General features: G+C 58.9%; 18 protein-coding genes and 1 tRNA gene. 9 read left to right on the top strand and 10 right to left on the bottom strand.

Going from position 1 to position 18082, the window contains the following annotated elements; genetic code table 11:
* From ACTF58_RS03505 to ACTF58_RS03495, 3 genes are all read left to right on the top strand, one after another.
* The coding region (locus ACTF58_RS03505; protein WP_438990578.1) for a 50S ribosomal L9 C-terminal domain-containing protein at positions 1–354 on the top strand (354 nt) is incomplete at its 5' end.
* A 142-nt stretch (positions 355–496) separates the two neighbouring features.
* Positions 497–1585, top strand: a complete 1089-nt coding sequence (locus ACTF58_RS03500) for a PLP-dependent transferase (RefSeq protein WP_438990577.1) — start codon at positions 497–499, stop codon at positions 1583–1585.
* 97 nt (positions 1586–1682) lie between these two features.
* The gene (locus ACTF58_RS03495; protein ID WP_438990576.1) at positions 1683–2177 is read left to right on the top strand and encodes a transglycosylase SLT domain-containing protein; all 495 of its coding nucleotides are present in this window, start codon (positions 1683–1685) and stop codon (positions 2175–2177) included.
* A gap of 57 nt (positions 2178–2234) precedes the next feature.
* On the opposite strand, the gene tig is transcribed toward ACTF58_RS03495, so the two are convergent.
* The 3 genes from tig to ACTF58_RS03480 all read right to left on the bottom strand — a co-directional run bounded on the left by tig (position 2235) and on the right by ACTF58_RS03480 (position 4545).
* Complete coding sequence (tig, locus tag ACTF58_RS03490) at positions 2235–3569, bottom strand: trigger factor (RefSeq protein WP_438990575.1); 1335 nt, start codon at positions 3567–3569, stop codon at positions 2235–2237.
* A 388-nt stretch (positions 3570–3957) separates the two neighbouring features.
* A tRNA-Val gene (locus tag ACTF58_RS03485) sits at positions 3958–4033 on the bottom strand.
* Between the two features lie 176 nt (positions 4034–4209).
* The gene (locus ACTF58_RS03480; protein WP_438990574.1) at positions 4210–4545 is read right to left on the bottom strand and encodes an HU family DNA-binding protein; all 336 of its coding nucleotides are present in this window, start codon (positions 4543–4545) and stop codon (positions 4210–4212) included.
* A 75-nt stretch (positions 4546–4620) separates the two neighbouring features.
* Here ACTF58_RS03480 and ACTF58_RS03475 point away from each other — a divergent pair, with 75 nt between their 5' ends.
* Entirely contained in the window at positions 4621–4884 is a 264-nt protein-coding gene (locus ACTF58_RS03475; protein ID WP_438990573.1) for a hypothetical protein, read from the top strand.
* A gap of 134 nt (positions 4885–5018) precedes the next feature.
* Here ACTF58_RS03475 and lon read toward each other — a convergent pair whose 3' ends face one another.
* Positions 5019–7424, bottom strand: a complete 2406-nt coding sequence (gene lon, locus ACTF58_RS03470; RefSeq protein ID WP_438990572.1) for an endopeptidase La — start codon at positions 7422–7424, stop codon at positions 5019–5021.
* Positions 7425–7678: 254 nt separating this feature from the next.
* Here lon and ACTF58_RS03465 point away from each other — a divergent pair, with 254 nt between their 5' ends.
* The 4 genes from ACTF58_RS03465 (at position 7679) to ACTF58_RS03450 (ending at position 9492) form a co-directional block, all read left to right on the top strand.
* Entirely contained in the window at positions 7679–8332 is a 654-nt protein-coding gene (locus ACTF58_RS03465) for an isochorismatase family protein (protein ID WP_438990571.1), read from the top strand.
* Positions 8333–8424: 92 nt separating this feature from the next.
* Positions 8425–8787, top strand: a complete 363-nt coding sequence (locus tag ACTF58_RS03460) for an SUF system Fe-S cluster assembly protein (protein WP_089891621.1) — start codon at positions 8425–8427, stop codon at positions 8785–8787.
* 29 nt (positions 8788–8816) lie between these two features.
* Complete coding sequence (locus ACTF58_RS03455) at positions 8817–9197, top strand: HesB/IscA family protein (protein ID WP_438990570.1); 381 nt, start codon at positions 8817–8819, stop codon at positions 9195–9197.
* 97 nt (positions 9198–9294) lie between these two features.
* Positions 9295–9492 carry a hypothetical protein gene (locus ACTF58_RS03450; RefSeq protein ID WP_438990569.1) on the top strand — a complete coding sequence of 66 codons (198 nt, stop codon included), beginning with the start codon at positions 9295–9297 and terminating at the stop codon, positions 9490–9492.
* Positions 9493–9617: 125 nt separating this feature from the next.
* On the opposite strand, the gene ACTF58_RS03445 is transcribed toward ACTF58_RS03450, so the two are convergent.
* Positions 9618–10532, bottom strand: a complete 915-nt coding sequence (locus ACTF58_RS03445; RefSeq protein WP_438990568.1) for an isopenicillin N synthase family dioxygenase — start codon at positions 10530–10532, stop codon at positions 9618–9620.
* Between the two features lie 126 nt (positions 10533–10658).
* On the opposite strand from ACTF58_RS03445, the gene tpiA reads away from it, so the two are divergent.
* Complete coding sequence (gene tpiA / locus ACTF58_RS03440; protein WP_438990567.1) at positions 10659–11399, top strand: triose-phosphate isomerase; 741 nt, start codon at positions 10659–10661, stop codon at positions 11397–11399.
* Positions 11400–11486: 87 nt separating this feature from the next.
* On the opposite strand, the gene ACTF58_RS03435 is transcribed toward tpiA, so the two are convergent.
* The 5 genes from ACTF58_RS03435 to ACTF58_RS03415 form a co-directional block, all read right to left on the bottom strand.
* On the bottom strand, positions 11487–12881 hold the full coding sequence (locus tag ACTF58_RS03435; RefSeq protein ID WP_438990566.1) for a TRAP transporter large permease: 1395 nt from the start codon (positions 12879–12881) through the stop codon (positions 11487–11489).
* Positions 12882–12884: 3 nt separating this feature from the next.
* The gene (locus ACTF58_RS03430) at positions 12885–13577 is read right to left on the bottom strand and encodes a TRAP transporter small permease (RefSeq protein WP_438990565.1); all 693 of its coding nucleotides are present in this window, start codon (positions 13575–13577) and stop codon (positions 12885–12887) included.
* 90 nt (positions 13578–13667) lie between these two features.
* Positions 13668–14669 carry a DctP family TRAP transporter solute-binding subunit gene (locus tag ACTF58_RS03425; protein ID WP_438990564.1) on the bottom strand — a complete coding sequence of 334 codons (1002 nt, stop codon included), beginning with the start codon at positions 14667–14669 and terminating at the stop codon, positions 13668–13670.
* Between the two features lie 275 nt (positions 14670–14944).
* On the bottom strand, positions 14945–16174 hold the full coding sequence (locus tag ACTF58_RS03420; RefSeq protein WP_438990563.1) for a sigma-54-dependent transcriptional regulator: 1230 nt from the start codon (positions 16172–16174) through the stop codon (positions 14945–14947).
* A gap of 8 nt (positions 16175–16182) precedes the next feature.
* Entirely contained in the window at positions 16183–17907 is a 1725-nt protein-coding gene (locus ACTF58_RS03415) for a sensor histidine kinase (protein ID WP_438990562.1), read from the bottom strand.
* Positions 17908–18082: the final 175 nt, after the last annotated feature.

Below are 18082 nucleotides of genomic sequence, written 5' to 3'. Positions count from 1 at the left end.
GTCACACCACGTGACGCGGCCGAAGCGGCAACCGAAGCTGGTTTCACAGTTGATCGCAAACAGGTTTCTGTTGAAGCGCCGATCAAACAACTGGGCGTGCACAATATGTTTGTGCGTTTGCACCCAGAAGTCAGCGCCACAATCGAAATCAACGTGGCCCGCTCAACAGAAGAAGCCGCGCTGCAAGCGTCAGGCAAGTCGATCCAGGAACTCGCTGCTGAAGCAGAAGCGGAAGCCGAATTCGAGATCGCCGAGCTGTTTGACGATATCGGGTCTGCGGCCAATGACGACGACATGGACGATGCGCCCCGCGCAGAGGCCACGGAGTCGGACGAGGCCAGCGACGAAGCCTAAGCGCTTTTTTACTGCTCAAAAGAATAGAAGCCGCGCTCGTGAGAGCGCGGCTTTTTTCATGGGCCTCCGCTGCGTCACATGGCCTTGCCCTGCTTTGTCCAAAGCCTATAGTTTGCACGAGATTTCTTCAAAAGGCTTTCCCATGTCCCTTCCCGCTCCAATCGAATCCCGCCTTCTGGCGATGCTGCACGCGCGCACCGACACGCTCAAAGCGGGTGATCCTATTCCCGAGCCGCTTGTGCTCTCTTCGGCCTTTTCCTTGCCGAGCAATCCTGATGCGCGGCGCACCTATGCGCGCTTTACCAACCCGACGATTGAAGCCACCGAGGCGCGCCTTGCGGCAATTGAAGATGCGCCTTGCTTGCTCTTCCCCTCTGGGATGGGCGCCTATTCGGCGGCCTTTGTGGCGCTCCTGAAGGGGGGCGACAAAGTTTTGATGCTGTCGGATGGCTATTACGCGGCACGCAACCTTGTCTCTGACATCATGGCGCCTTTCGGGGTCAGCCTTGAAACCTGCCCTGCCGTCGACATCCTGAGCGCCGATCTGGCGGGCTATGCGGCTGTGGTGGTTGAGACGCCCTCAAACCCTGGGCTTGATGTGATTGATCTGCGCGCTTTGGCGGAGCGTTGCCATGCCGCAGGGGCAAAGCTTGTGGTCGATAACACTGTGCTGACACCGCTCTTGCAGCAGCCGCTCGATTTGGGGGCGGATATTGTGATTGTCTCGGACACAAAGGCGATGGCGGGCCATACGGATGTGCTGATGGGCCATGTGGCGAGCCGTGATGCGGCCTATATGGAGCGGCTTCTCAGTGTGCGCAATCTGACGGGCAATATCCCTGCGCCGCATGAGGCATGGCTCTTGTTGCGCGGGCTGGAAACGGTCGAGCTGCGGCTGGAGCGGATGTGTGCCAATGCGCGCGCTGCTTTGCCGCTGTTGCAAGCAAGCGCTTCTGTGCGCGAGGTGATCTATCCCGATCCAAGCCCGCAAGCGCTGGATCAGGGGTTTCTTATCGGGGCGACATTTGCCAGCGCAGGGGCGGCTGATGGCTTCCTTAAACGCGCAGGCTTTGCCCAGATGACAAGCTTTGGCGGGCTGCACTCGTCAGGCGACAGGCGCGCTCGCTGGGGCGATTCTGTGCCCGAGGGCTTCTTGCGCCTGAGTTTTGGCGTAGAGCCGACAGCAGCGCTGATTGATGCGGTGCAAGCGGCTCTGGCCGAAGCGGGTTAGCCCTCGGCGGCTTTGCGCGCAGCACAAGCGTCAGGCTGGCCATAGCGCACAGAATAGGCCTAGAACAGCGGATGTGTGTTTATTGATAGGTTCTCCGATGTTTCAGACCCGCCGCGCGGCTCTTTTGTTGATGATCGGGGCCGGGCTTGTGACAGCCTGTGGGCGCGGTGCTCCTGCGCGCGCCCCCGTGCCTGCGCCGCCGCCTGTTGATGCCCTGCCGCTTTACCCGAATGAGACGCCCGAGCTGCGCGCACTGATCAACCAATATGCCGATCTATATGAGTTGCCGCGCCCGCTCCTGCACAAGCTGGCGATCCGCGAAAGCACGCATAATCCAGCCACGCGCAACGGGCCGTATTATGGCCTCCTTCAGATATTGCCAGCGACAGCGCGCAGTATGGGCCACGAGGGGCCGCCCGAGAGCTTGCTTGATGCAGAGACCAACCTGAAATACGCGGGCAAATATCTGCGTGGCGCTTGGCTCTTGTCGGATGGTGACATGGACACAGCCATCAGCTGGTATGCGCGCGGCTATTATTATGAAGCCAAACGGCGCGGGATGCTTGTTAAGACAGGTCTGCGCCCTGCCTAAACGCAAAAGGCCGCCCCGGGATACGGAGCGGCCTTTCGTCTTTCAGAGCGGTTTGACTTACTCGTCGTCGAGCGCGTCGACAGCTTTTTGCAGATCGTCTTTTGAGACTTCTTTTTCGCTCACTGTGGCCAGCTCGAAGGCATAGTCGATGACTTTGTCTTCAAACAATGGCGCGCGGAGCTGCTGTTGCATCTGCTGATTTTGCTGAACGAATTCAAAGAACTGACGCTCTTGGCCAGGATACTGGCGCGCTTGGTTCATGATCGCTTGGGTCATTTCGGCGTCTGTCACCTGAACTTCGGCTTTCTGGCCAAGCTCGGCGAGCAGCAGGCCCAGACGCACACGGCGCGCGGCGAGCTTGGTGTGCTCTTCGGTCGGCGTGATTTCCGGGTGATCATGGCCCTCAACCTCTGGGTTTTCGTCATGCCAGAGCTGGTGGGCGATCTGGCCGGCTTCTGACTCAAGCAGTGATGGCGGCAGATCAAAAGACACAAGCTTGTCGAGCGCGTCGAGCAGACCACGCTTCATAACCGCGCGGGACGCGCCAGCATATTCGGCCTCAAGGCGCTCGGCGATCTGGCCTTTCAGGGCCGCGAGATCTTCAGCACCGAAGTTCTTTGCCAGCTCGTCGTTGAGCTCGGCGGCTTTCGGCTCTTTCACGTCTTTGATCTTGCATTCAAAGATCGCGGCTTTGCCTGCGAGGTGCTCGGCCTGATACTCTTCAGGGAAGCTCACTTCGACGTTCTTCTCATCGCCTGCCTTGACGCCGACGAGCTGCTCTTCAAAGCCAGGAATGAAGCTGTTTGAGCCAAGCACGAGCGGATAATCTTCCGCAGCGCCGCCGTCAAAGGCTTCGCCATCTACTTTGCCAAGGAAGTCGATCACAACCTGGTCGCCGTCTTTGGACTTTGAGCCTTTTTTGCGGGATTCAAAGTTCTGGGCTGTTTCTGCGAGAGACTTCAGCGCTTCTTCGACTTCATCATCGCCTGCTTTCACGACCATGCGCTCAAGCTTGATGCCTTTGAGGTCAACCTCGGGGATCTCTGGAAGAGCTTCATAGGACATGGCAACTTCTACGTCGTCGCCTGCTTTCCAGTTTTCGCCGTCAACCATTGTGACCTGTGGCTGCATGGCAGGGCGGTCGCCTGAAGCTTCGAAATGCTCTTGCATCGCGCCGTCAATGCTCTCTTGCATGGCTTCGCCCATGATGCGCTCGCCATACTGCTTTTTGAGCAGCGCCATAGGCACTTTGCCTTTGCGGAAGCCTTTCATTTCAATGTCGGGCTGCGCTTCTTTGAGTTTCTCATCCACTTTCCCATCCAGCTCGGCAGCTGTCAGTTTGATGGTATAGGCGCGCTTGAGGCCTTCGTTCAGGGTCTCGGTGACCTGCATTTTGTCATCCTTTGCATTACGGCATTGCGTCACGGGCGGGTGCTCACACATCCGCTAAATCTGCGCCCTTCTATGGGGGGTGCGCGCATGATGCAAGGGGGATCGGCCGCCTTCGGCGTAGTTTTCGCGCCCCGATCAGGGAAAGCGCGATTTGCCGCTTTCTGTGGCCCGCAGGCGGCGCGCGGGTTGGAGGAAGGCTTAAGGGGGCTTTGCCCCCCGGTGTCACAGCCTGACGGCTTTTGACACCTCCCCCCAGGATATTTAGAGAAAGAAAAAGAGCAGGGTCAGGCGCGCCAAACCAGCGGCGCGCAAGAGATGTGCGATAGAGCTGGGGGGCGCGGCGCGAAAACGCGCGGGGCGGTCTATACTGCATGATACGGTGGGTAAATGGTGGGTCGTGAGAGGCTCGAACTCCCGACATCTTCGGTGTAAACGAAGCGCTCTACCAACTGAGCTAACGACCCGTGCGGCGGTGTTTAGCCCCAGCTGTCCGCCCTTGCAAGCGCCATTTTCGCGAAAAATCGAGAAAGCTGCGAAAAACTTTCGCGCCAAGCTGAAAGGACGAAGGCGGAGCCCCTGCCCCGCCTTTGTTTTGTTGACGCTTATCGGCCCTGCCGTCCGGGACGAAGCGACGAAAAAATCATTCGGCGGCTTCGGCTTTGTCTTCCAGCTCTTTGATCACCATGTCGGACTGGCGCAGGCGCAGGTTGATCACGCGGCCATTGGCGACTTGCTTGGTGCGGGCCACCTTGATCTTGCCGAGCGGCTTGAGATTGACATCGCGCGCCTCGCCCAAGGCCTCTCCGAGCACTTCGAGCATGGCTTCAACAATCGGCTTTACGTCTTTGCGCTTGGCGCCCGAGCGCTTGGCGACCTCGTCAAGCAGCTGTTCTTTGCGCATTTCGTCACTGATCAGCGCGGGCGTCAGCCCCGCAGCTTTCGCAGGAAGTTTGAGCGCATCGATGGGCGCGCCCAACGGGGCAGTCTCGGGGTTTTGACGCTGGCCGCATCAGCGGGCTTGGCCTCTGCGAGCTTTGCCACGGTTTTTGCTGTGGGCGCAGTCGTGGGCGCGGATTTGGCTTTTGGCTTGGGAGCGCTTGGCGTCTTTATCGCCTTGCTCGCGGTTTTTTTCGCCGTCTTTTTGACGGCGGGTTTCTTCGCGCACGCTGTCTTTGCTTTGGGGGGCGTGGCCGGCTTTACAATCGGGCCGGAGTCCGTGTCTGTTTTCACTGCTGCTGTCATTTTATCCACCTCTAGATATTTTAGTTTTTTTATAGCTTTTAACAATTTCCAGAGCGTCTGGCTAGATATTTGATCTGGGGGCTGCAGGAAAACCGCCTTTCATCTGATCTAATTTGTGTCAGATGGGCCGCGGCCAAAGCCTCTCTCACTCAAAGCGCCGCCCCAAGGCATGGGACGGCGCTTAAAAATCTTGAGGATTGGCTGACCTTAATGCGCGGTTGCGCTGGCCCCTGTCTCGCCAGCAAGGCGCGCCGCGGCGGCGGCCTCTTCGGCTTCTTCGTCCCATTCGATGGGCTGCGGCGCCGAAACCAGCGCGTATTTCAACACCTCGCTGACGTGCTTAACAGGGATAAGTTCAAGCCCCTCTTTCACGTTGTCAGGAATTTCGGCGAGATCTTTCTCGTTTTCCTCGGGGATCAGCACTGTTTTGATCCCGCCACGCAGAGCCGCGAGCAGCTTTTCCTTGAGCCCCCCGATCGGCATGGCATTGCCGCGCAAGCTGACTTCGCCTGTCATAGCGATGTCCTTGCGCACGGGAATGCCTGTGAGGACCGACACAATCGAGGTGACCATGGCGAGGCCCGCGCTTGGGCCGTCTTTGGGCGTGGCGCCGTCGGGCACGTGGACGTGAATATCGACCTTGTCAAACTTTGTTGGCTTGACGCCGATGCTCGGGCTGATCGAGCGCACATAGCTTGAGGCGGCGTCGATGCTCTCTTTCATCACATCGCCGAGCTTGCCTGTGGTCTTCATGCGGCCCTTGCCAGGAAGCTTGAGGGCCTCGATATGCAATAGATCACCACCAACCGACGTATAGGCCAGCCCCGTGACGACGCCGACGGCGTTTTCGTCTTCGGCCAGACCATGGCGATATTTGCGCACGCCAAGGAAGTCATCCAGATTGTCCGAGGTCACTTTGACCGTCTCGGCCTCTTTCTTGACGATCTGGGTCACAGCTTTGCGCGCCACTTTGGCGACTTCGCGCTCCAGATTTCGCACGCCCGCCTCGCGGGTATAATAGCGGATGATGTCGGTCAGCCCCTCGTCTGTCAGTTCAAATTCCTTGGCCTTCAGGCCGTGGTTTTTGATCTGCTTGCTGATCAGGTGCTGTTTGGCAATCTCGCGTTTCTCATCCTCGGTGTAGCCTGACAGCGGGATAATCTCCATCCTGTCCAAGAGCGGGCCTGGCATATTATAGCTATTCGAGGTCGTGAGGAACATCACGTTGGAGAGGTCGTATTCCACCTCAAGATAGTGGTCGACAAAGGTGCTGTTTTGCTCGGGATCGAGCACCTCAAGCATAGCGGAGGCAGGATCGCCGCGAAAGTCCTGACCCATCTTGTCGATCTCGTCGAGCAGGATCAGCGGATTGGTCGTTTTGGCCTTTTTCAGCGCCTGAATGATCTTGCCCGGCATGGAGCCGATATAGGTGCGGCGGTGGCCCCTGATCTCGCTCTCGTCGCGCACACCACCAAGACTGATGCGGATAAACTCGCGCCCAGTGGCCTTGGCAACAGATTTGCCAAGCGAGGTTTTGCCCACGCCGGGAGGGCCGACAAGGCACATGATCGGGCCCTTCAGCTTCTGGGAGCGCTGCTGCACCGCGAGATACTCGACGATACGTTCCTTAACCTTTTCAAGACCATAGTGGTCATCGTCCAGCACCTTCTCGGCGCAGGTCAGGTCTTTTTTCACGCGTGACTTTACGCCCCAAGGAATGCTGAGCATCCAGTCTAGATAGTTGCGCACGACCGTGGCTTCGGCTGACATCGGCGACATATTCTTGAGCTTTTTCAGCTCGGCCTCGGCCTTTTCCTTGGCTTCTTTGGAGAGCTTGGTCTTGCCGATACGCTCTTCCAGCTCGGCCAATTCGCCCTCGCCTTCTTCGCCGTCGCCAAGCTCTTTCTGGATCGCTTTCATCTGCTCGTTGAGATAATATTCGCGCTGTGTGCGCTCCATCTGGGACTTCACGCGCGTTTTGATCTTTTTCTCGACTTGCAGCACGCTCATTTCGCCCTGCATCAGGCCGTAGACCTTCTCAAGGCGCGCGCTGACATCCAGCGTCTCGAGAAGCTCCTGCTTCTGGTCGACCTCAATGCCAAGATGTCCTGCGACAAGGTCTGCAAGCTTCTCGGGCTCTTGGGCTTCGCCCACGGCGGCGAGCGCCTCTTCAGGGATATTCTTGCGCACTTTTGCATAGCGCTCAAATTCGTTGCCCACCGTGCGCAAGAGCGCCTCGACGGTTTCTTCATCGCCAAGCGCTTCAACCATGGCCTCGGCGCTGGCTTCAAAGAACTCGGGGTTATCAAGATAGCCCGTGATGCTGACCCGCGCGACGCCTTCGACAAGCACTTTGACTGTGCCGTCGGGCAGCTTGAGGAGCTGTAGCACATTGGCCAGAACACCCACTTGATAGATACCGTTTGTGTCGGGGTCGTCCTCACCGGGATCAACCTGTGCGGCCAGCAGGATCTGCTTGCCGTCATTCATCACCTCTTCCAGCGCGCGCACCGATTTTTCACGGCCGACAAAAAGCGGCACGATCATATGGGGGAACACCACAATGTCGCGCAGCGGCAATACCGGGTAGGAGGCGTTTAAGTCTTCTGTCATGCTCTTGTCCTGTTCAGTGGCAAGGCGCCGCGCCCCTCTTCTGAGGCAGCCACAGCGCTTTCCGCGTTTAAGAGAGTGTTAACTTGGGAGTTGCCCGCGCCCATTTCAACACAAAATCTGACATAAGATGCCTTTCGGCGCGTCAATCGGCAAGGCCGAAAAGCTACGATTTTGCGACAGATTGGGCGCAAACAGCGTTGCGGGGGGCAAAATCACGGGCTAGCCTTTTTCCAAATGAAACAAGGAGAGACAGGATGATTGCTCAATTTGCTGCCGATACGGCCTTGCTTTTGATTGATGTGCAAAAAGGCGTTCATGTTTATTCTCATTGGGGCGGCCCGACAGGGCGGATGAACAACCCCGCCTGCGAAGACAATTTGCGCGCCCTGCTCACGGGCTTTCGCGCCGAGGGCCGCCAAGTGGGCTTCACGCGCCATGACAGCAAGGAGCCTGACAGCCCGCTGAAGTTTTCCCTGCCCACGGGCGCGCAGCTTGACGGGCTTGAGATTGCCGCTGGAGATATTCTCGTCGAAAAAGATGTGAACTCGGGCTTTATCGGCACAAACCTTGAGATCGAGCTGCGCCGCGCGGGCATCCGCCGCCTTGTTGTGGCGGGCTATTTCACCAACTTCTGCGTCGAAACCACGGTGCGCATGGCGGGCAATATGGGCTATGATGTTTACCTCGTTGAAGACGCCTGCGCGACCTGCAACAGGGTTGACCGCAAGGGGATCGATCACGCGCCCGAGCTTGTTCATGATATCGCGGTGGCGGCGATGCACGGCGAGTTCTGCACCGCGATCAGCACCAAAGAGGCGCTTGGCCTGCTCGGCGCTGACGCCCCCGCCCTGAGCCGTGCACAAGGCAACGAGGCCACATCGGCCAAACCTGAGCTGCGGATTGCCTGAGCTGACACCTGAGATAAAAAACAGGGCACGCGCGCCTTTACGCCGTGCGTGCCTTTCCCTATATAATCAGTCAGGAACTAAAGGACGCCCCTATGACTGAAATGATCGACCCCATCGAAGGCACACCGCTGATTGCCCCGTCCGATACGGGCCACCCGCTTTATGAAAATATCGTAGAGGCCTGCCGCTCGGTCTATGACCCTGAAATTCCAGTGAATATCTATGACCTCGGCCTGATCTACACGATCGAGATCAACGATCAGGGCGAAGTGCGTGTTTTGATGAGCCTGACGGCCCCTGGCTGCCCTGTGGCTGGCGAAATGCCGGGCTGGGTGGCCGAAGCCATCGAGCCGCTCGAAGGCGTCAAGCAAGTTGATGTCGAGCTGGTCTGGTCGCCCCCATGGGGCATGGATATGATGTCCGACGAAGCCCGCTTAGAACTCGGCTTTATGTAATTTAGCCAATCGCTTAGGAGATATATCTCATGTTCGGAATTCCAGGCAAACAAGCGGTCACAATGACAGAGGCCGCCGCCGCCCAGATCCGCAAGCTGATGGAGGCCAAGGGTCACAAGGGGCTGCGGATTGGTGTCAAAAAAGGCGGCTGCGCGGGCATGGAATATACGATGGATTATGTCGACGAGCTGACCGAACATGACGAAGTTGTCGAAGACAATGGCGCCCGCATCCTGATTGCCCCGATGGCGCAGATGTTCCTCTTTGGCACAGAGATCGACTATGAAGTCTCGCTTCTGGAAGCTGGATTCAAGTTCAAGAACCCGAACGTCGAAGACGCCTGCGGCTGTGGCGAGTCGATCAAATTCAAAGATGTAGAGGCGCTCGCCGCCGATCTGGGCAAAAGCTGAACACTTGCTTGCGCTCCTCTGCCTGCTCACCCTTGGCATCATGTGCTCTCTCGCCTGGCGCATCAACACGCAAGCTCAAGGTCACAGCCGACTGCCCATGCAATTTGACCTCTTCGGCAGTGCCGGCCTTTATGCCCCGCGTCCCCTTGCGCTGGCGTTTATGCCGGCCCTCGCCACAGTCATCCTGCTGCCGTTTCTGGTCCTTGCGCCCAATGCCCTTGGCCTGATCATCGCCTGCACTTGCCTTGTGAGCGGTCAGATCCTCTATCACTGGCTCCTCGCCCGCAGCCTCTAGGCCAGCCTGCCTTTTTCTTTCCACAAATATCCCAGGGGGGGCATAAGCCCCTAGGCTTATGATCTGGGGGGGGACTGGCCCCCCCCTTCGGTCGGATTTTGGCGCAGCCAAAATTCGAAATGATCTTACGCACCCTTGCCTTGCAAATGCACATAGGTCTCGTCATAGCGCCGCTTGAGGTAGGCCCCCGCCGAAATCGGCGCGGCCCCTTCGGCGCTCACATCGGTGTCATGATTCGGGTTGAAAAACATCGGCACAGAAATCCGCGCCTCCCCCGTCCCGACCACGCGGTGCAGCGTCGCCTTCACGCGCCCGCCCGTCCACATCTCCAGCATTTCGCCAAAGTTGATCACAAACACCCCCGGCGCCACATCCACCGCGTGCCAGAGGCCGTCCGCGCCCAAGACTTCCAGCCCTGCGGTGCCATCGCCTGTGAGCAGCGTGAGACAGCCATAATCGGTGTGGGCCGCAATCCCGAAGTCCTTGTCCCCCGCCCAATCGGGGCGTGCGGGGTAGTAATTGCTGCGCAACAGCGCCATGGGGCGTGTGAAACGGCTGTCAAAATAGGTGGCCTCCCGCCCTGCGGCTTCGGCAATATAGCCCAGAAGCGCGCGGCAGAGTGTCATCGCCGCGCCGTAATACGCCCGAACCGTTGCCTCAAAGCCCGCAGGCGCGCGGGGCCATTGATTGTCGCCATAGACAAGCAGCCCTTCTGCGCGCAGCGGATCGTCTTTGGCCAGCTCAAAGCCGCAATCAAACACCTCTTTATAATCGGGGTTGGCCATCGGATCGACCTGCTCTGACCCGCTTGCGCCCCAGCCACGGTTGGAGCCTGTCCGCGCCATATCCACCTCAGATTTCTCCGCCGTCGATCCTGCAAAAAAAGCAGCATAGGCTTTGATCAGCGCGTCCACTTTATCTTTGGAAATCGGTGTGTTGCTGACTTTGAGAAAACCCGTCTCAAGCACCCCGCGGCGCAGTTTGGCGAGGGCCTCGGGGTCACGCGCGTCCAGCGCGGCGAAATCGATCTGGTCAATCATATCTAGGCTCCTCATGACGTTTGCGCCTTTCTACCCATCTTCTGGCGCGGCGCAACCGCGCGAGTTCTATATTGGCCCCGCGCGGTCAAGCTGTTAGGTCTTTTCCAAATCAGCAAGGAGCAAAAGATGCGGCGTAAACTGGCAGCAGGAAACTGGAAGATGAACGGCACGCAGGCGAGTCTTGCCGAACTCGGCACATTGGCCGCCGCCCACGCCCAGAGCGCTGTTGATATCCTGATTTGCCCGCCCGCCACATTGCTTCAGGCCGCAACCGCCTATGCGCCGCTCAAAATTGGCGCACAAGATTGCCATATGCTGGCCTCGGGCGCACATACGGGCGATATTTCGGCCGCACAGATCAGGGACGCGGGTGGCCATGCCGTGATTGTCGGGCATTCCGAGCGCCGTGCAGATCATAGCGAAACTTCGGATATGGTGCGTGCCAAGGCCCGCGCCGCGCAGGCCGAGGGCTTGATGGCGATTGTGTGCATGGGCGAAAGCGCTGAAGAGCGCGAGGCGCAGAACACGCTTGATATCATCGGCGGACAGCTCGCAGGCTCGATCCCGGACAATGCCACGGGCGAAAACCTTGTCGTGGCCTATGAGCCGATCTGGGCGATTGGCACAGGGCTTGTGCCCACATTGGCCCAGATCGGCGAGGTGCATGACTTTATTCGCGCCCGCCTTGAACGCCGTTTTGGCGCGGGCGTGGGCCGCTCGGTGCGCATTCTCTATGGCGGCTCGGTCAAGCCAGAGAATGCCGCCGATATTTTCACTGTGCCCAATGTCGACGGCGCGCTTGTGGGCGGTGCTTCGCTGACCGCAGAGGCCTTCTCCCCGATTATCAAAGCACTGGAAGCCGTTTAAACCTGGCACTTGTTCAAATGATCCAACAGCAAAAGGCGGCGCTCATGACAAGCGCCGCCTTTTCTCTGTCTCAGGCTCAAAGCCCCGCTACTTTGTGATGATCTCCGGCCCCATGAGGAGCGTCGGCAGCCATGTCGAAATCGCCGGGATGTAAGTGACCATGATCAGGAAGATGAAGAGAACGCCCGTGAACGGAAGCGCCGCTTTCACGACCCGCATCATGGACATCCCTGCCACGCCTGAGGTGACAAAGAGGTTTAGCCCCACCGGTGGTGTGATCATCCCGATCTCCATGTTCACAACCATGATGATCCCGAGGTGAATCGGGTCGATCCCCAGTTCAATGGCAATCGGGAAGACCAGTGGTGCCACAATGATCAGCAGGCCTGACGGCTCCATGAACTGGCCGCCAATGAGCAGGATCACGTTGACGATCACAAGGAACATGATCGGCCCGAGGCCCGCATCCAGCATCGCCGAGGCGATTTTCTGCGGAATTTGCTCGTCGGTCAGCACGTGCTTGAGGATCAGCGCATTGGCGATGATAAACATCAGCGTGATCGTGAGCTTGCCTGCGTCCAGAAGCGTGTTGCGCGTATCAATATGAAAGAAGGCCGTGACAAGCGCCTTGGGCTTCTCCAGAAGCGTCAGATTGCGATGGCCGTCCTTGCCCGCAAGCGGGCCGATGTCGCGGTAGATAAACACCGCCGCGATAAAGGAATAGACCGCCGCGACCGCCGCCGCCTCTGTGGGGGTAAAGATCGCCCCTGTCAGGCCCGGAACACCATAGATGCCGACCATAATGATGATGATCAGCAGCAAGCCCCAGAAGGCGTCGCCAAAGCTGCGGGCCACTTCGCCCCAGCCGAGCCATTCCCCCTTGGGCATATTGCGGATGCGCGCCATGATATAGATCGTGATCATGAGCATAAGCCCCGCCATGATCCCCGGAATAACACCAGCAAGGAACATTCGGCCCACCGAGACATCCGTCGCCGAGGCATAGACCACCATCACAATCGAGGGCGGAATGAGAATGCCAAGCGTGCCCGCATTTGCAATAACCCCTGCGGCAAAGTCCTTGGTGTAGCCCGCTTCACGCATGGCTGCGATGACGATTGTGCCGATGGCGACAACCGTCGCAGGCGAAGAGCCAGAGAGCGCGGCAAACATCATACAGGCAAAAACGCCCGCAATCGCAAGACCGCCGCGCAAATGCCCCACACAGGCGATAGAGAAACGGATGATCCGCTTGGCCACACCACCTGTCGACATAAACGAAGACGCCAGAATGAAGAACGGGATCGCAAGCAGCGTATAGTGCCCTGCCATGGCCTGAAACAGCGACTGCGCCACAGAGGCGAGCGATGTGTCACTCAGCGCCAGAAGGAAAATCACCGAGCTGATGCCCAGCGAAACGGCAATCGGCACACCGATCAGCATCAGGCCGATAATCAGGCCAAAAAGAATTGCAACTTCCATAAATCAGTCCCCCTGCCCGTGGGCGCGGCGCGCGTCTTCGACGGCGTCCTCGGCCTCATGGCTCACAATCAGGCTCTTGGCCTCGCCCGTCCACACCCGCACTGTCGCCTGAATAAAGCGGAACAACATCAGCGCCATGCCAATCGGCAGGATCACATAAGGAATGAAGCGCGGTAGTTTTTCATATTCTTCGCCCTCGTTCATCAAAGGCTCCAGAAACCGCAGGATCTCGGGCAGCGGGATGTCTTCGACCCCATACCAAGCGCGATAGGAGGTTGGGCGCATTTCTTCAAACCCCGTCGGGAACCAGCGCCCTGTCGTTTGCGGTAGGTTGGCGAAGTTCGCCCAGTAATCCCAAGCGCCCTTGAGGAGCAAGAAAGCGTAGCCAATGCAAATCGCTCCGACGACCAACGCCAAGACTTTGCGCACGCGTTCGGAAAAGAGGTTGATCAGCGTATCTACACCAAGGTTCGAGGTGGTTTTGATGGCGTAAGACACCCCAAAGAGCACGAGCCACGCAAACAGAAATGTCACCGTCTCCAGAACCCAGATCATGCTGGTGTTGAAGAGGTAGCGCAGAACAACGTTGATGAAGGTCAGAAGCGTCATCATGCCGAGAATAAAGGCGATGACGGTTTCTTCCAATTCGTTGACGAAACGACCCACAGGTCCCTTTGCCTTATAGCCATGAGCCATAGTCATTCGCTCCTATGATAGAGGAAAGAGGTGCGCGCAGGCCCAGCCGTCTGTTGGGCCAGGCCTGCGTCTTTCGGTCAAATGCGACGCTTAGAAGTTCGCGTTGATCGCTTGGGCCGCGTCGATGTTCTCTTGGCCGACATCGTCTTTGAACTGGCCCCAAACCGGCATCATTGCATCCACCCAAGCCTGACGGCTTGCCGCGTCAAGCTCGCGGATTGTTGTGCCTGCGTCCAGAATGGCCTGACGCGCCGCTGAGTCGACCTTGCCAACCGCAGCGTTGCGCTCGGCGCTGACTTCGTTGAGGATCGTTGCGAGCTGATCTCGTGTGTCCGCATCAAGGCTGTCCCACCAGTCGGTGCCAACAACGACCATATAGTCGATGATGCCGTGGTTGGTTTCTGTGATACCGTCCTGAACTTCAAAGAACTTCTGGCCGTAGATATTGGACCATGTGTTTTCTTGTCCGTCCACAACGCCGGTTTGTAGCGCGCCGTATACTTCAGAGAAGGCCATAGGCTGGGGGCTGACGCCAATCGCTTCCATCTGCGCCTTGATCACGTCTGATGGCTGCACGCGGAACTTGAGGCCAGCAGCGTCTGTTGGCAGGTTGAGCGGCTTGTTGGCCGACATCTGCTTCATACCATTGTGCCAGAACTCAAGACCCAAAAGACCACGGCGGGTCATCGAGGCTTTCATCGCCTGGCCCGTGTCCGAGCTTTGGAACGCATCCACAGCGTCGATGTTCTTGAACATGAACGGCAAGTCAAAGATGCGGAATTGCTTGGTGAACTGTTCAAATTTTGACAGGCTCGGTGCCGCCATCTGAACGTCGCCCTGCAGCATGGCTTCCAGAACCTGGTCGTCATCATAGAGTGTCGAGTTCGGGAAAACCTCCATACAGGCCTTACCGTTCATCTCGGTGTTGACGCGCTCTTGCAAAAGCGAGGCGGCAATGCCCTTCGGGTGTTTGTCTGTGTTGGTCACATGGCTGAATTTTATAACCATTTCGCCGTCATCACAGGCCGCTGAAACCGCGCCCGCCGAGACTGTCAGCGACAAAGCCGTCAGAGTTGTTGCGATAAATTTCATAGATATCTCCTCCCAGAGTTCAGAATCACTTCGCCTGCACTCCTATACAGGCGGATGCGCAAGTCTTTGCGCCTGCCCCGCCCTCACGCAAGATCGAGATTTTATTAAATATTTTCAGAGGATTACTGCGGCAGACCATCGCCATTGTGCGAAATTCCGCACACACTTCCCCTATAGCCGTGCGAAATTCCGCACAAATCTCCGCTTCCTCTTTCCACAAATATCCCGGGGTGCGGGGCAGAGCCCCGCTCCTGCCCCCGCCTCAGCCGCGTGCCCTAGCGGCGGTAATCTTCTGGCTTGATGTTAAAGCGCGCAAGCTTGTCATAAAACGTCTTACGCGGCAGTTTGAGCGCTTCAGCAGCGGCACTGGCCTTGCCGTTTTGGCGCCCCAAAGCCGCAATCAGAAGCGAGCGCTCGACACGCGCCATTTGCTCAGCCAAGCCGAGATCCCCCGCGCTCCCGACAGTATCCGCCATACCCAGAACAAAACGCATCGCCGCGCTCATCAGCGAGCGGGTGTTGCCCGGCCACTCTTGTGCCATCAGCCCCGACAGGGTCTGAGGCGGAATTTCAGGGCTGACAAGTCCCGCCTGCTCGGCGGCTTGGCGCACATAATGTTGGAAAATCACAGGGATGTCCTCTGGCCGCTCACTTAGAGCAGGAACGCGCAAACGCATCCCTTCCAGACGGTAATAAAGCTCAGCATTAAAGCGCCCCGCCTCGACAGCTGCCTGCAAATCACTTGTGCAGCCCGCAATCAGCCGCGTGGCCTGCCCCGCATCGAGCCGCTCGACCAGCTCGTATTGCAAACTGGCAGGCAAGCTGTCGATCTCGTCCAGAAACAGCGTGCCGCTCGCGCCATCCTCAAGCGCGGCCACAAACCCCGCCCCATCCAGCGCAGACGACTGCCGGCGCACAAAAGGCCCGCCCCGACGGCGCGAACTCAAGTGAACCACCTCGGCGACCTTCGCGATCCCGGCTCCGCGCGGCCCTGTCACCAGTGCCTCCACATCAAGCTGCGCCAGTTGGCGCACCCTGCTGCGCATCTCTTCCGCCTGTTGAGAGCTGCCGTAAATCATACGAGCCGCCGCATCACCCGCCAAAGCCTCGGCCCGCAACGCGCGGTTTTCAAGCACAAGTGCACGGGTGCCAAGCGCACGGCGCAACACGGGAAGCAAAGCCTGAGGGGCACAGGGTTTTTCAAGGAAGTCAAACGCCCCCTCGCCCATCGCCTTGACCGCCATAGAGATATCGCCCTCGCCGGTGAGCAAAATCACCGGCAGCTCAGGGTCAAGCCCGCGGACATGGGCCAACACATGAAATCCGTCCCGCCCCGGCATCCGCATATCCGACAGCACAGCCCCCTCAAACGCCGCGCTGATGTGGTCTTTGGCCTCGATAAACGAGCCCGCAAGCACCACAGACAGCCCTTCAAGCTCCAGCGTCTGCGCCAGCGCCTCCCGCACCGCGCGGTCATCATCCACAACCAGAACGGTCTTACTCATGATCTCTCTCATGCTGCGTTGTCCTCACTCCAGCGTTCAAGCTCGACCGTAAAGACCGCGCCTCCCGACCCGTCGTCCAGAGCCGCATTGCGCCCTGTGATCTTGCCGCCAAAGCTTTCGATCAACCCGTAAGAGATCGACAGGCCAAGCCCCATCCCCTCGGCGCTGCCCACCGCCTTGGTCGAGTAAAACGGCTCGAATATCTTCTCGGGGTCGCTGATCCCGGGCCCCGTGTCGCGCACCTCAACGATCAGCCGCTCCGACGCCTGCGTGGTGATATGGATGGTCTTCTCCCCTGCCTGCCCCTGCATGGCATCCGCAGCATTGGCGATCAGATTGACAAAGACCTGCCCCAGCCGCACTTCGCCCGCCTTGACATAGAGCGGCCCGTCAGGCGCGCGCCAGTCCATCACAACCCCCGCCTCTTTGAGGCGCGTCTCGCTCAGCTCCACCGCCGCACCGATCACAGCGCCCAACTCGATTCGCCCCATCGGCTCGCTTTCATTGCGCGCAAAAGCCCTGAGGTTCTTGATAATGCGCGCCGCCCGCGTGCTGAGCGCCGAGATGCGCCTGAGATTGTCCTCGGCGACCCCGCTTTTGCCCTGCGCCAAGAAGCGCACGCCGTTTTCGGCAAACTGCCCGATCGCCATCAACGGCTGGTTCAGCTCGTGGCTGATCCCTGCGCTCATCTGGCCCAAGGCGCTGAGCTTGCCCGCCTGCACAAGCTCGGCCTGCGCGCGGCGCAGCTCGCCCGTGCGCGCCTCAACCCGCGCTTCAAGCTGGCGATTGGCCGAGACAAGCGTGCGCCGCCGCTCCGTGACCAGAAACAGGATCGCCCCGAAGGCCACCAGAACCGCCGCCACAACCAAGGCCTGCAACCCGGCCAGCCGCTCGGCAGGCGCAACATCAACAAGCGCCTCCGCGCGCATCGCCATCACAGGCAGTTCCTTGGTCAGATGCAGCGCCCGGCGGGGGATGTATGGCCCAAGCGCCAGCTCCCAGATTTCCTCGCCGCCCTGCAAGCGTTGCACAATGCGCCCCTCCGCCCCGTCCAGCAGCACAAGCCCCGCGTCTTCTGCCCGCACCTTTGCAAACACAAGTTCGGAGCGGTTGGCCATAAAGACCTGATCGTCTTTATTGGTAAAATACACAGCTGGCGAACTTGAGCGCCAGCCATATTCCAGCTCGTCGATATCCACCACAACAAGCAAGACCGCCCGCACGCGACCATCACGGCCAAAATCAGGGGCAGCATAAAAATATGCCCGCCGAGGACCCGTCTGGCCCTGAACGATGCCATGCCCTGTGCCAAGCGCACCCTGCACCGCGCGGGCGCGCCACGGCCCCGTCAGCGCCTCAGCGCCCAAAGCCTCGCCCGCTTCGGCCAAAACGGCACCGTCGCGGCTGACATAGGCCAGCGCCAGCGCGCCCGTCTTATCCGCCGCACTGCGCAAAAAATCTTCAGCCGCCTCGCGCCGCTGCGCCTCTCCAAGACCCTGCCCCGTCAAGGCCCCAAGGCTCGGATGATCGGCCATCATGACGGCCAGTTCCTGATAGCGTTGCAAACGGGTGGCAAAGCGGTCTCCCGCCAAGGCAAGGTCAGCCTGTCCGCGAGCCTTCAGTTGCTCCATCGCTTGCCCGAGCCCGTAGCGATACACGCCAAAACTCACAGCCAGCACCAGCGCCAAAAACGCGCCCCATAGTCCCAACCTGATCAGAATGCTTTGCCTCATAGGCCCTGCATAGCCTTCGCAGCGCGCCTTGCAAAGCCTCTCGCAGGCCCCACCGCCCCCCGACCAAACAGCATCTTTGTCTTTTTCTTTCTGAAAATATCCTGGGGGGAGCGCGAGGGGGGCAAAGCCCCTCTCGCTCAAGCGACGACGCAGTCGGCGCAAGCCTGAAAGTCCA

Source organism: Lentibacter sp., assembly GCF_965657785.1.
Taxonomy (GTDB): domain Bacteria; phylum Pseudomonadota; class Alphaproteobacteria; order Rhodobacterales; family Rhodobacteraceae; genus Lentibacter.
The sequence above is the reverse complement of the archived record's forward strand: the minus strand, read 5'-3'. Positions and strand labels throughout refer to the sequence as shown.

Excerpts from the sequence above, each read along its gene's own strand:
- ACTF58_RS03500 (WP_438990577.1), top strand. The coding sequence starts at position 497 with ATGTCCCTTCCCGCTCCAATCGAATCCCGCCTTCTGGCGATGCTGCAC.
- ACTF58_RS03495 (WP_438990576.1), top strand. The coding sequence starts at position 1,683 with ATGTTTCAGACCCGCCGCGCGGCTCTTTTGTTGATGATCGGGGCCGGG.
- tig (WP_438990575.1), bottom strand. The coding sequence starts at position 3,569 with ATGCAGGTCACCGAGACCCTGAACGAAGGCCTCAAGCGCGCCTATACC.
- lon (WP_438990572.1), bottom strand. The coding sequence starts at position 7,424 with ATGACAGAAGACTTAAACGCCTCCTACCCGGTATTGCCGCTGCGCGAC.
- ACTF58_RS03465 (WP_438990571.1), top strand. The coding sequence starts at position 7,679 with ATGATTGCTCAATTTGCTGCCGATACGGCCTTGCTTTTGATTGATGTG.
- ACTF58_RS03460 (WP_089891621.1), top strand. The coding sequence starts at position 8,425 with ATGACTGAAATGATCGACCCCATCGAAGGCACACCGCTGATTGCCCCG.
- ACTF58_RS03455 (WP_438990570.1), top strand. The coding sequence starts at position 8,817 with ATGTTCGGAATTCCAGGCAAACAAGCGGTCACAATGACAGAGGCCGCC.
- ACTF58_RS03450 (WP_438990569.1), top strand. The coding sequence starts at position 9,295 with ATGCAATTTGACCTCTTCGGCAGTGCCGGCCTTTATGCCCCGCGTCCC.
- ACTF58_RS03445 (WP_438990568.1), bottom strand. The coding sequence starts at position 10,532 with ATGATTGACCAGATCGATTTCGCCGCGCTGGACGCGCGTGACCCCGAG.
- tpiA (WP_438990567.1), top strand. The coding sequence starts at position 10,659 with ATGCGGCGTAAACTGGCAGCAGGAAACTGGAAGATGAACGGCACGCAG.
- ACTF58_RS03435 (WP_438990566.1), bottom strand. The coding sequence starts at position 12,881 with ATGGAAGTTGCAATTCTTTTTGGCCTGATTATCGGCCTGATGCTGATC.
- ACTF58_RS03430 (WP_438990565.1), bottom strand. The coding sequence starts at position 13,577 with ATGGCTCATGGCTATAAGGCAAAGGGACCTGTGGGTCGTTTCGTCAAC.
- ACTF58_RS03425 (WP_438990564.1), bottom strand. The coding sequence starts at position 14,669 with ATGAAATTTATCGCAACAACTCTGACGGCTTTGTCGCTGACAGTCTCG.
- ACTF58_RS03420 (WP_438990563.1), bottom strand. The coding sequence starts at position 16,174 with ATGAGTAAGACCGTTCTGGTTGTGGATGATGACCGCGCGGTGCGGGAG.
- ACTF58_RS03415 (WP_438990562.1), bottom strand. The coding sequence starts at position 17,907 with ATGAGGCAAAGCATTCTGATCAGGTTGGGACTATGGGGCGCGTTTTTG.